We start from the raw sequence: 12,072 nt of genomic DNA, 5'->3' as shown, positions 1-12,072 counted from the left end.
CCGCCCCATGTGCGGGTACCGATAGTGCATGCATTCAAAAACCGACACCGTGCAGTCCTCGGCCGAAGCCCTGCGCTATCCCTGGGAACAGCATCCCGGCCCCGAAGAGGTCGTGGAGATCCGGCCCGGCGTGTTGTGGGCGCGGCTGAAACTGCCGTTCCGCCTCAACCACGTGAACATCTACCTGCTCGCCGATGGTGACGGCTACGCGATGGTCGATGCCGGTTTCGGCAACGAGGAGACGATCGAGGCCTGGACGAAACTGTTCGACGGCCCCCTGAAGGGCGTCAACGTCACACGTCTGATCGTCACCCACTCGCACCCCGATCATGTCGGGCTCGCGGGCTGGATCGTGGAGCGCTTCAACTGCCCGCTGGTGATGTCGCAGGTCGAATATCTGCAATCGGTCTATCACCAGAACCGCGGCACCGAGGAGCGCCGCAACGCGCAGCGCCTGTTCTTCCGCCGTCACGGCATGGATGAGTCGCTCACCGAAAAGCTGCTCGGCCGCGGCCAGGATTATCTCAAGCAGGTGTCGGTGCTGCCGCCGTCCTACCGCCGCATCTCGCATGGCGACGAGATCGTGATCGGCCCGCGCCGCTTCAAGGTGATCACCGGCGGCGGCCACGCGCTCGACCAGGTGATGCTGTATTGCGCCGACGACAAGCTGTTCCTCTCCGCCGACCAGGTGCTGAGCAAGATCTCGCCGAACGTCAGCGTCTGGGCGGTCGAGCCCGACCAGAACTCGCTCGGCGAATATCTGGCCTCGCTCGCGAGCCTCACCACCACCCTGCCCTATGATCTGCTAGTGCTGCCCGGCCATGGCGTACCGTTTTACGGCCTCAAGACCCGCATCAAGCAGCTCGCCGACCACCACGAGGAGCGCTGCCGCCTGATCGCGGATGCCTGCCGCGAGGTGCCGAAGACCTCGCGAGAGCTGGTGCCCGTCGTGTTCAACAAGCACGTGCTTGACGAACACCAGATGGGTTTTGCCGCCGGCGAGCTGGTCGCCCATGTCAACTACATGATCGTCGAGGGCCGGCTGACGGCCGAGACGAAGGACGGCGTGCTGCAGTTCCGGACGACGTGAGCTCTTCGCCTCTCCCCGTAAGAACGGGGCGAGGGGGCACACCGTCTTCGGGGCAGGCACCTCACTTCATATTCGCAATCGCGTGCAGCGCCGCGATGTAGCCGAACGGCCCGAGCCCGCAGATCACGCCCGTTGCCACGAACGAAATCTTCGAGTGGCGATGATATTCGTCGCGCGCGTGGATGTTGGAGATGTGCACTTCCAGCACCGGCCCCTCGAATATCTTGATCGCGTCCATGATCGAGACCGAGGTGAAGGACAGGCCGGCCGGATTGATGACGATCGCATCGGCATCCTGCCGCGCCGACTGGATCAGATCGACGAGCACGCCTTCGTGGTTCGACTGGTGGAAGGCGAGCTTGAGCCCGAGCTTGCCGGCAGCCTCTTCGCAACTCGCGTTGATCTCTGCGAGCGTCGTCGTGCCGTAGATGTGCGGCTCGCGGATGCCGAGCATGTTGAGGTTGGGACCGTTGAGGATCATCACGCGCTTCATGGAAGGTCCTTTTGAGGGTTAGCCGCCGAACCACTTGGCCGGGCCGGTGACGAGAACGGGAAACAGCGTCAGCAAGGCTAGCACAGCCAGCTGCGCGATCATGAAGGGCCAGACGCCGCGAATCAGATCGTCCATCGAGACGCGGGAGACACCGGCGACCACGTTGAGCACGACGCCGACCGGCGGCGTGATCAGGCCGATTGCGTTGTTGATGATGAAGAGCACGCCGAAATAGACGGGTCGATACCGGCCTGCTTGACGATCGGCATCAAAATCGGCGTCAGGATCAGAATCGTCGGCGTCATGTCGAGCGCGGTGCCGACGATGACCACGATGATCATCAGGACGATGGTGAGGAGCGTCTGGTTGCCCGCGAACGGCTTGACCAGCGTAACGATCTGGTCGGAGATTTCGGCCACCGTGATCAGCCAGGACGATACCAGCGCGGCCGCGACCAGGAACATCACCACTGCCGTGGTCTGCGCGGTCGAGACCAGCAGCGCCGGGAGCTGCGACGGCTTGAGCTCGCGATAGACGCCCATCGCCACGACGAGCGAATAGACGGCAACGACGACGGCGGCTTCCGTCGGCGTGAAGATGCCGAAACGCAGGCCGAAGATGATGATCATTGGCAGCATCAAGGCCCAGAAGCCGTCGATCAGCGTGCGCCAGACCTCGGCGACGCTCTTGCGTGGCAGGCGCACCGGGTTCTCCTTGCGCACCACCCACCACCAGGCGACGCACAGGCCGACGCCTAGCAGCAGGCCGGGCACGATGCCGGCCAGAAACAGTTTCGAGATCGAGACGTTGGCGGCGACGCCGAAGATGACGAAGCCGATCGAGGGCGGAATCACGGGAGCGATGATCCCGCCAGCCGCGACGAGCCCGGCCGCACTGGCGCGGTTGTGGCCGGCCGCGGCCATCATCGGCACCAGCAGCGCGCCGAGCGCCGCGGCGTCCGCGACCGCCGACCCCGACAGCGAGGCCAGGATGCAGGAGGTGAGGATCGCGACATAGCCGAGGCCGCCGCGGAAATGCCCGACCAGCGCGATGGCGAAATTGAGGATCCGGCGCGCGAGACCGCCAGTGTTCATCACCTCGCCGGCGAGGATGAAGAACGGCACCGCCATCAGCGGGAAGGAATCGACGCCGTTGACGACGTTCTGCGCGATGATCTGGGAATCGAACATCGCCAGATACGTCATCAGCGCGATACCGCAGACGATCAGCGCGAACGCGATCGGCATGCCGATCGCCATGGCGCCGAGCAGCGAGAAGGTGAAGACGGCGACGGTCATCCCTGGAGCTTTCCGCCGGCGGCGTCGGGAGAATGCGCGAGCTCCTCGGACTCGCTGATGGCGATGAGATCGGCATCGGCGATCTGCCCGGTCAGGAGCCGGTACAGCTCGTACACGATGATCACGCAGGAGGAGGCGCCGAACACGATGCCCGCGGCATAGAACAGGCCGACCGAGAGACCCGAGGCCGGCGCCACCGTGTCCCAGTTCAGCACCGTCTGCTTCCACGAGCCCTCCGTCAGCAGGATGGAAGCGTAGAGCATCAGCGCATGGCTGAGGCCATAGCAGAGCTTGCGGCCGATGGGCGGCAGCACCTTGACGAGGCTGTCGACCCCGAGATGGGCATGCTCCTTCATGCCGATGATCGCGCCCAGGAACACCATCCAGACGAACAGCCAGCGCGACAGCTCCTCCGAGACGGCGATGCCGGAGTTGAAGCCGTAGCGCAGCACCACGTTGCCGAACACCAGCACGACCATGATGGCGAGCAGTACGGCAATGACGGCACGGAGCAGCCAGAAATAGGCATCGACGATCGTCTTCATCACGCCCGGCCCGCTGCGTTCAATGTTTGAGCGCATGCACGCGGTCGAGCTCGCTGTTGAACAGCTTGACGAGCGCGGGATCGTAGTCGGCGGAGAATTTCTCGGCGATCGGCTTCGTCTTCACGCGCATGCGCTCGAGCTCGGCCGGCGCGATCTCGTTGATCTCCATGCCCTTGGCCTTGAGCTCGTCGATCGCAGCCTTGGCCTGCTCGCGGCTGACCTTGCGCTGGTAATCACGGGCCTCGATCGCGGCGTCCTGCAGGATCTTCTGCTCGTCGGGCGAGAGCCCGTCCCAGAACTTCTTGGAGATCAGGATGATGTTGGTCGAATAGGTGTGGTTGGTGACGCTGAGATACTTCTGCACCTCGTAGAACTTGTTCGACAGGATCACCGAGAATGGATTCTCCTGGCCGTCGACGGTGCGGGTCTCCAGCGCGCTGTAGAGCTCGGAAAAGCTCATCGGCACCGGGTTGGCGTTGAACGCCTTGAAGGTCTCCAGATAGACCGGGTTCGGGATCACGCGGATCTTGATGCCGTCGAGGTCCTCGCCCTTGGCGATCGGACGCCGGCTGTTGGTGACGTTGCGGAAACCGAGATCCCAATAGGCGAGACCGACCAGCCCCTTCTCCGGCAGTTTTGCCAGCAGCGCCGCACCGAGCGGACCGTCGAGCAGCGCATCGGCCTGCTGCGGGGTCGAGACGATGAAGGGGAAATCGATCAGCCCGTAATCCTTGACGATGCCGACCAGCGAAGTCGTCGCCGGCGACTGCATCTCCTGGGTGCCGGCGCGCAGCGCCGATTGCTGCTGCATCTCGCTGCCGAGCTGGTTGGCGGGATATTCGCGCACCTTGATCTTGCCGCCGCTCCTGGCCGCGACGATCTCGGCGAATTTCTGCACGCCTTTGCTGACGGGATGGTCGGTGTTGTTGAGGTGCCCCCAGCGGATGGTGCGCTCCTGAATGGCCTGCCCAGACGCCGGCGCCTTTACGCCCAGGGCGACCGCACCGATCGCCGCCACGAAAGCCAGACCTTTGAACCGAACGGGCATCGCCCCCTCCCTGTTTGATCTCGTTCTTAGGAGTGGGAAATTGTTATATGACGAAATATAAATCAACCGATATTTCTTATTTTGTATGATATTAAAAGAAACGCTTGATAAAGCTTGGAAATTTGTCAGAACGCGGGACCAAAGCGCTAGGATGAGGCATGGACACCCTTCCCGACACGACCGCCGAGACCGTGGGCGACAGCGCCTATCGCCGGATCCGCACCGACCTGATCTTCGGCAAGCTGACGCCGGGTCAGAAGCTCAAGCTCGAGCGGATGAGCAGCGCCTACGGCACCAGCATCTCGACGCTGCGCGAGACACTGAACCGGCTGTGCTCGGAAGGATTCGTCGTCGCCGAAGGCCAGCGCGGCTTCGAGGTGGCGCCGATCTCGGCGGCGGAATTCCAGGAGATCGCCGAGCTGCGCGAGCTGCTCGAAGGCCACATGATCGAGAAGTCATTTGCGGCCGGCGATCTCGATTGGGAGGCGCACATCGTCTCGGCGCATCACAAGCTTGCCGCGATGGAGCGGATGCTGCTGTCAGGCGAGCGGTCCGACGCCGAGAGCTGGAAACAGTGCGATTTCCAGTTTCACCGCGCGCTCGTCGCGGCCTGCGGCTCCAGGGTGCTGCTCGATGCGCACGCCGCGGTCTACGACCGCTATCTGCGCTACCAGATGATCGCCGTGGTGTTTCGCGGTGAGATGGCGGCCGCCGAACATCGCGAGCTCAAGGAGCTGGCGCTGAAGCGCGATGCCATGGGCGCGAACAAGGTGCTGCACACCCACATCCACGATTGCGTGACGCACGCCTTGCGCAATTCGGATTGGTTGAAGCCCGTTACGGCCAAGGACGTGCGCAGCGAGCCGCGCAAGAAGGCCAAGGCCGGATAGACCGGCGCCTCGGCGCATGGTGCAAAGCAACATTACCTCTCGCGCGAGCTTGATCGGGATCAAGTTTGAAATCGCACGATAGGGCATTTTGCCCAAATGCCCCACACGGCCAAATGTGGGATAGCGCATAGACATTGGAGCTGGAAAAGCTCTAAGAAGATGCGGCCCTTTTGGTCAGTTCCGTCTCAGGTTTTGCCGATGGATTACAGCCAGTTCTTCAATTCCGCCCTCGATCGTCTCCACTCCGAGCGGCGCTATCGCGTGTTTGCCGATCTGGAGCGCACGGCGGGCCGGTTCCCGCACGCGGTCTGGCATTCGCCGAAGGGCAAGCGCGACGTCGTGATCTGGTGCTCCAACGACTATCTCGGCATGGGCCAGCACCCGAAGGTGGTCGGCGCCATGGTCGAGACCGCGACCCGCGTCGGCACCGGCGCCGGCGGCACCCGCAACATCGCCGGTACGCATCATCCGCTGGTGCAGCTCGAGGCCGAACTCGCCGACCTCCACGGCAAGGAAGCCGCGCTGCTGTTCACCTCGGGCTATGTCTCGAACCAGACCGGCATCGCGACCATCGCCAAGCTCATTCCGAACTGCCTGATCCTGTCGGACGAGCTCAACCACAATTCGATGATCGAGGGCATCCGCCAGTCCGGCTGCGAGCGCGTCGTGTTCCGCCACAACGACCTCGCCGACCTCGAAGCGCAGTTGAAGGCTGCGGGCCCGACCCGGCCGAAGCTGATCGCCTGCGAGAGCCTCTATTCCATGGACGGCGACGTCGCGCCGCTCGCCAAGATCTGCGATCTCGCCGAGAAATACGGCGCGATGACCTATGTCGACGAGGTTCACGCGGTCGGCATGTACGGCCCGCGCGGCGGCGGTATCGCCGAGCGTGACGGCGTCATGCATCGCATCGACATCCTCGAAGGCACGCTCGCCAAGGCATTCGGCTGCCTCGGCGGCTACATCGCCGCCAACGGCCAGATCATCGACGCCGTGCGCTCCTACGCGCCGGGCTTCATCTTCACCACCGCGCTGCCGCCGGCAATCTGCTCGGCCGCGACCGCCGCAATCAAGCATCTGAAGACCTCGAACTGGGAGCGCGAGCGCCACCAGGACCGCGCCGCCCGCGTCAAGGCGATCCTCAGCGCCGCCGGCCTGCCGGTGATGTCGACCGACACCCACATCGTGCCGCTGTTCGTCGGCGATCCCGAGAAGTGCAAGCAGGCCTCCGACCTCCTGCTCGAAGAGCACGGCATCTACATCCAGCCGATCAACTACCCGACCGTGCCCAAGGGCACCGAACGCTTGCGCATCACGCCCTCGCCCTATCACGATGACGGCCTGATCGATCAGCTCGCCGAGGCCCTGTTGCAGGTGTGGGACCGCCTCGGCCTGCCGCTGCAGCAGAAGTCGCTGGCCGCGGAGTAGGCTTTTCTTACCCTCCCCTGGAGGGGGAGGGTCGACTCACATTGAGCGCAGCGAAATGTGAGACGGGGTGGGGTGACGGTCCCTCCACCTCGAACGCTGCCCGTGTTGAAGGATCACCCCACCCCGCTCGCGCTTCGCGCGATCGACCCTCCCCCTCCAGGGGAGGGTAAGTGCCCGCGCAGAACGCTGGCACCTTAACGACAACCCCAGTTCCTCCCCCCGCACGGCATTTCGCTGTCGCTTGCGTCCCTGCAACGCGCTAGATTTAAAGGGAAAATGAGACCGGGCGCACCCGCGCCCAGGGAGAAGCGCGCTCGCCATGCTGCACGACTGGGGCGTGATCGCCGCCGCCTTCGGCTATATCGGCTTCCTGTTCCTGGTGGCGAGCCATGGCGACCGCCGCTCGCTCGCCGGACCCGGCCGTGCGTCAGGGCTGATCTATCCGCTGTCGCTGGCGATCTACTGCACCTCCTGGACCTTCTTCGGCTCGGTCGGCTTCGCCACCCGCACCTCGACCGATTTCCTTGCGATCTATGTCGGCCCGATCCTGATGATCGGGCTCGGCGCCGGCGTGCTCCGCCGCGTGATCCAGCTTGCGAAAGCCCACAACATCACCTCGATCGCCGACTTCATCGGCGCGCGCTACGGCAAGAGCCAGGCGGTGGCGGCGACCGTGGCGCTGATCGCGATCATCGGCTCGGTGCCCTACATCGCGCTCCAGCTCAAGGCGGTCGCCTCCTCGCTGGAGACGATCCTGAGCGAGGACCAGGCCTTCTCCCACATCCCGATCCTCGGCGACATGGCGCTGATGGTGACGCTGGCGATGGCGGCCTTCGCCGTGCTGTTCGGCACGCGGCAGACCGATGCGACCGAGCACCAGCACGGATTGATGCTGGCGGTAGCGACCGAATCCATCGTGAAGCTGGTCGCCTTCCTCGCCGCCGGCATCTTCGTCACCTTCTGGATGTTCTCGCCGCATGAATTGATCGAACGGGCGATGAAGACGCCGGAGGCGGTGCGCGCGATCAACTATTCACCGTCGATCGGCAACTTCCTGACCATGACGCTGCTGTCGCTGTGCGCGGTCATGCTGCTGCCGCGCCAGTTCCACGTCAGCGTGGTGGAGAATTCCAGCGATGCGGAGGTCGGCCGCGCGCGCTGGCTGTTCCCGCTCTACCTCGTCGCCATCAATCTGTTCGTGATCCCGATCGCGCTCGCCGGCCTCGTCACCTTCCCGTTCGGCGCGGCCGAGCCTGACATGTACGTGCTGGCGTTGCCGATGGAGGGCGGCGCGGATCTGCTCAGCGTCGCCGTCTTCGTCGGCGGCCTGTCGGCGGCGACCGCGATGGTCATCGTCGAATGCGTCGCGCTGTCGATCATGGTGTCGAACGACCTCGTGGTGCCCCTGGTGCTGCAGCGGCGGCCGGAGGGACGCACCGGCGGCGCTGATTTCAGCGACTTCCTGCTGCGCTCGCGCCGGCTCGCGATCTTCACCATCATGGTGATGGCCTATTTCTACTATCGCGCGCTCGGCAACACCCAGCTCGCCGCGATCGGCCTGCTGTCCTTTGCCGCCATCGCCCAGCTCGCGCCGAGCTTCTTCGGCGGGCTGTTGTGGCGGCGCGCGACCGCGCGCGGCGCGATCGGCGGCATGCTGGTCGGCTTTGCGGTGTGGCTCTACACGCTGTTCATGCCGAGCTTCATGGATTCCTCCACGACCGGCATCCTGTGGCTCCAGCACGGTCCGTTCGGCATCGAGGCGCTGCGGCCGCAGGCGCTGTTCGGCGCCGACCTGCCGCCGCTGATGCACGGCGTGATCTGGTCGCTGTCGCTCAACATCCTCACCTATGTGCTGCTCTCGCTGGCGCGACGGCCGTCGTCGATCGAGCTGGTGCAGGCCGATCTGTTCGTGCCCAACACGCTCGCCCCGATCTCCCCGAGTTTCCGCCGCTGGCGCACCACCGTCACGGTGCAGGACATCCAGAGCACGGTGGCGCAATATCTCGGGCCCGACCGCGCCCGGCATTCCTTCGATGCCTTCTCGGCGCGGCGCAATGTGCGGCTCGAGCCCGGGGCACCCGCCGATTTCGAGCTGTTGCAGCACGCCGAGCACCTGATCGCCTCGTCGATCGGCGCGGCCTCCTCGCGCCTCGTGATGTCGCTGCTGCTGCGCAAACGGACCGTCTCCGCGAAAGCCGCGCTGAAGCTGCTCGACGATTCCCATGCGGCGCTGCATTTCAACCGCGAGATCCTCCAGACCGCGCTCAATCATGTCCGCCAGGGCATCGCGGTGTTCGATGCCGACCTGCAGCTGATCTGCTCCAACCGCCAGTTCGGCGATCTCCTCAACGTCCCCCCGCATTTCATCCAGTTCGGCACGCCCTTGCGCGAAATCCTGGAATTCATGGGCGTGAGCGATCCGGACAACCAGGCCGACCGCGAGGCGATGATCGAGCAGCGGCTCGTGGCCTACACCACCGACAGCGAGCCCTATCTCGAGCGCCTGCCGGAACGCCACATGGTGATCGAGGTGCTCACCAACCGCATGCCCGGCGGCGGCTTCGTCATCACCTTCACCGACGTCACGCCGACCTTCGAGGCGGCAGAAGCGCTGGAGCGCGCCAACGCGACGCTGGAAAAGCGCGTGCGCGACCGCACCGAGGAATTGACCCGGCTGAACTCGGAACTCGCGCTGGCCAAGAGCACGGCGGAAGATGCCAGCATCTCCAAGACGCGCTTCCTCGCCGCCGCCAGCCACGACATTCTCCAGCCGCTGAACGCGGCCCGGCTCTATGTCACGAGCCTGGTCGAGCGCCAGCACAGCGGCGAGGAGACCCGGCTGGTCGAGAACATCGACGAGTCGCTCCAGGCCATCGAGGAGATCCTCGGCGCACTGCTCGACATCTCCCGGCTGGATGCCGGCGCGATGGCGACCTCGATCTCGAGCTTCAAGATGGCCGATCTGATGCGCTCGCTGGAGATCGAGTTCGCGCCGATCGCGCGCGCCAAGGGCCTCGATCTCGCCTTCGTGCCCTGCTCGCTGCCGGTGCAGTCGGATCGGCTGCTGCTGCGGCGCCTGCTCCAGAACCTGATCTCCAACGCGATCAAATACACCCCGCGCGGCCGCGTGCTGGTCGGCTGTCGCCGCCAGGGCGCCTCGCTCAAGATCTGCGTCTACGACACCGGCGTCGGCATCCCGCCGGTCAAGCGCGGCGAGATCTTCAAGGAATTCCACCGCCTGGAGCAGGGCGCGCGGATCGCGCGCGGCCTCGGCCTCGGGCTGTCGATCGTCGAACGGCTGGCGCGCGTGCTCAACCACAGCATCGCCATCGGCTCCAATACCGGCGGCGGCTCGGTCTTCTCGGTGACGGTGCCGACGGCGAAAGCGATCACCCTCACCGCCGCCGTCACCAGCGCCACGCCGCTGGCGCGCACGCCGATCGCGGGCGCGCTGATCGTCTGCATCGAGAACGATGCCGCGATCCTCGACGGCATGCGCACGCTCCTGAAGGCCTGGGACGCCGAGGTGATTGCGGTCGCCGATCCCGAAGCCGCGATCGCGGCGATCGAGGCTGCCGGCAAGCGCGTCACCGGCCTGCTCGTTGACTATCACCTCGACCGCGGCAACGGCATCGCCGCGATCCGCGACGTCCGCCGCCGCTTCGGCGACGCCATTCCAGCGATCCTGATCACCGCCGACCGCAGCCCCGCCGTGCAACAGGCCGCGCGCGAGGAAAAGATCGCGGTGCTCAACAAGCCGGTGAAGCCGGCCTCGCTCCGCGCCCTGCTCGGCCAGTGGCGCACGCAGCAGATGGTGGCGGCGGAGTGAAGCGCACCGACGTTCAAAAGTCCGTGGAGACGCTGAGTGCGCGCCACCTCTCCAACTCTTCGAGACGTTGCCGGTCCGTCGTTGCGATAGCGTTGACCGCGTCGCTCCCGAGCGCGATGCGCAGAGGCGGTCGATCCATATTCGCAAGCTTCAACACGACGTCAGCCGCCTTGCCCGGGTCGCCCGGCTGGCGGCCATCGTAATCACGCTGCATCCTGACGGCGGCGCCGACGACCGCGTCATACTCCGGACGACCTTCATCAGTTTCATGTGCGGCCTGGGCGAAGCCCGTCCGGAAGCCGCCGGGCTCGACAATCGTCACATGCACGCCGATCAGGGCCATCTCGCGCGCAAGCGATTCCGAAAAGCCCTCGATTCCCCATTTCGCGGCCGAATAGGCTGCGCGCGCCGGAGCGCCGATCCGGCCGCCGACGGACGAGACCTGCACAATATGCCCGCGACGTTGCCGGCGCAGTACGGGAATCGCCGCCTTGGTGACGATGATGGTACCCATCAAGTTGGCCTCGATCTGCCGTCGGAACGAAACGAGGCTCGTGTCCTCGACCGATCCGAGGTCACCATAGCCGGCGTTGTTCACGACCACATCGAGGCCACCGAACGTCGTCACAGCGAGCGCGATGGCTGCTTGCGCGGCAGCTTCATCCGTGACGTCGAGCGTTGCGAGCCGCAGTCTTTCGCCGAAACGTTCCCGCAACGATTCGAGCGGTCCGAGCGTCCGCGCAGTGGCAACCACCTGGTCGCCCGCGGCGAGTGCCGCTTCCGTGATAGCACGCCCAAGCCCGCGAGAGCTGCCGCTGATGAACCAGGTCTTCAAACTATCCTCCGCATGGTCTCACGGCGCCAGCCGCGTGAAGACATAATCGCGGCTCCTGGCGCGGGCTTCGTGACAGCCCCAGCAGGTGCGGTGCTGGGCCTCGTCGACCGGCTTGCCGTCGATGAACCGGCCAAAACCCCAGCCGCCGGTTGAGGCATATTTCTTGGAATCCTTGACCATCACCTGGACCGTGGTGGCGGCGCCGGGAATCGTCGCTGATGCAAACTCCGGTGACTGTTTCCGCTTCCAGGCGCGCTTGACCAGAATGGTGCCGTCCGGAAACGGAAGCTTGCCGGCCTGATAGGCGTCGACGGCCGTCTGGTTGCCGAGGACAGCGCGAAGCTCGTCGAGCGGCGCCGCCTCTTCGGCCGGTGCGATCAGCTCCCACTGCTTGTAGCCCGGCGGAATCGTGACGCCGAAGATCGGCGAGGCATTGGCCGGCGCAGGACCTTCAGCGAGCGCAATCGTGACCAGGTACGGCACGCAAGTCAGCAAAACGACCAGCAGGACCACGGCGAGCACGAGGGCAGTGGAGAATGAGAGTTTCTTCTTTTCAGGTTCGGTCGGCGTCATGAGGCTTCATCAAGCTGGAATCAAATTATGCACCTCGGCCCAG

Annotated in this window: 9 protein-coding genes and 1 pseudogene; 4 read left to right on the top strand and 6 right to left on the bottom strand. The window is 65.0% G+C overall.

Features of this window, described 5'->3' with window-relative positions:
• Positions 1-28: 28 nt before the first annotated feature.
• Positions 29-1,090 carry an MBL fold metallo-hydrolase gene (locus XH79_RS13990; protein WP_271582043.1) on the top strand — a complete coding sequence of 354 codons (1,062 nt, stop codon included), beginning with the start codon at positions 29-31 and terminating at the stop codon, positions 1,088-1,090.
• A 61-nt stretch (positions 1,091-1,151) separates the two neighbouring features.
• Here XH79_RS13990 and aroQ read toward each other — a convergent pair whose 3' ends face one another.
• The 4 genes and pseudogenes from aroQ to XH79_RS13970 all read right to left on the bottom strand — a co-directional run bounded on the left by aroQ (position 1,152) and on the right by XH79_RS13970 (position 4,474).
• Entirely contained in the window at positions 1,152-1,583 is a 432-nt protein-coding gene (aroQ, locus tag XH79_RS13985) for a type II 3-dehydroquinate dehydratase (RefSeq protein WP_271582042.1), read from the bottom strand.
• 18 nt (positions 1,584-1,601) lie between these two features.
• Positions 1,602-2,881 (bottom strand): annotated as a pseudogene (locus XH79_RS13980) (TRAP transporter large permease).
• The gene (locus tag XH79_RS13975) at positions 2,878-3,426 is read right to left on the bottom strand and encodes a TRAP transporter small permease (protein ID WP_442869952.1); all 549 of its coding nucleotides are present in this window, start codon (positions 3,424-3,426) and stop codon (positions 2,878-2,880) included. The pseudogene XH79_RS13980 and the gene XH79_RS13975 overlap by 4 nt, the downstream one beginning before the upstream one ends.
• Positions 3,427-3,445: 19 nt before the next feature.
• A complete protein-coding gene (locus XH79_RS13970) occupies positions 3,446-4,474 on the bottom strand; it encodes a TRAP transporter substrate-binding protein (protein ID WP_271582040.1) in 1,029 nt (342 codons plus the stop codon).
• Positions 4,475-4,632: 158 nt separating this feature from the next.
• On the opposite strand from XH79_RS13970, the gene XH79_RS13965 reads away from it, so the two are divergent.
• The 3 genes from XH79_RS13965 (at position 4,633) to XH79_RS13955 (ending at position 10,621) form a co-directional block, all read left to right on the top strand.
• Positions 4,633-5,364, top strand: a complete 732-nt coding sequence (locus XH79_RS13965) for a GntR family transcriptional regulator (protein ID WP_212342376.1) — start codon at positions 4,633-4,635, stop codon at positions 5,362-5,364.
• 198 nt (positions 5,365-5,562) lie between these two features.
• Positions 5,563-6,792 (top strand): 5-aminolevulinate synthase, encoded by a 1,230-nt coding sequence (hemA, locus tag XH79_RS13960; protein WP_271582039.1) that lies wholly within the window; start codon positions 5,563-5,565, stop codon positions 6,790-6,792.
• Positions 6,793-7,111: 319 nt separating this feature from the next.
• On the top strand, positions 7,112-10,621 hold the full coding sequence (locus XH79_RS13955; protein WP_271582038.1) for a PAS domain-containing hybrid sensor histidine kinase/response regulator: 3,510 nt from the start codon (positions 7,112-7,114) through the stop codon (positions 10,619-10,621).
• Between the two features lie 13 nt (positions 10,622-10,634).
• Here XH79_RS13955 and XH79_RS13950 read toward each other — a convergent pair whose 3' ends face one another.
• The gene (locus tag XH79_RS13950) at positions 10,635-11,456 is read right to left on the bottom strand and encodes an SDR family NAD(P)-dependent oxidoreductase (protein ID WP_212342382.1); all 822 of its coding nucleotides are present in this window, start codon (positions 11,454-11,456) and stop codon (positions 10,635-10,637) included.
• 18 nt (positions 11,457-11,474) lie between these two features.
• Positions 11,475-12,029, bottom strand: coding sequence for a cytochrome P460 family protein (locus XH79_RS13945; RefSeq protein WP_271582037.1), 555 nt, complete (start codon positions 12,027-12,029; stop codon positions 11,475-11,477).
• Between the last annotated feature and the right edge of the window lie 43 nt (positions 12,030-12,072).

Source organism: Bradyrhizobium sp. CCBAU 45389, assembly GCF_028128625.1.
Taxonomy (GTDB): Bacteria; Pseudomonadota; Alphaproteobacteria; order Rhizobiales; family Xanthobacteraceae; genus Bradyrhizobium; species Bradyrhizobium liaoningense_B.
The sequence above is the reverse complement of the archived record's forward strand: the minus strand, read 5'-3'. Positions and strand labels throughout refer to the sequence as shown.

Coding starts and splice junctions, on each gene's coding strand:
- XH79_RS13990 (WP_271582043.1), top strand. CDS start 29: ATGCATTCAAAAACCGACACCGTGCAGTCCTCGGCCGAAGCCCTGCGC.
- aroQ (WP_271582042.1), bottom strand. CDS start 1,583: ATGAAGCGCGTGATGATCCTCAACGGTCCCAACCTCAACATGCTCGGC.
- XH79_RS13975 (WP_442869952.1), bottom strand. CDS start 3,426: ATGAAGACGATCGTCGATGCCTATTTCTGGCTGCTCCGTGCCGTCATT.
- XH79_RS13970 (WP_271582040.1), bottom strand. CDS start 4,474: ATGCCCGTTCGGTTCAAAGGTCTGGCTTTCGTGGCGGCGATCGGTGCG.
- XH79_RS13965 (WP_212342376.1), top strand. CDS start 4,633: ATGGACACCCTTCCCGACACGACCGCCGAGACCGTGGGCGACAGCGCC.
- hemA (WP_271582039.1), top strand. CDS start 5,563: ATGGATTACAGCCAGTTCTTCAATTCCGCCCTCGATCGTCTCCACTCC.
- XH79_RS13955 (WP_271582038.1), top strand. CDS start 7,112: ATGCTGCACGACTGGGGCGTGATCGCCGCCGCCTTCGGCTATATCGGC.
- XH79_RS13945 (WP_271582037.1), bottom strand. CDS start 12,029: ATGACGCCGACCGAACCTGAAAAGAAGAAACTCTCATTCTCCACTGCC.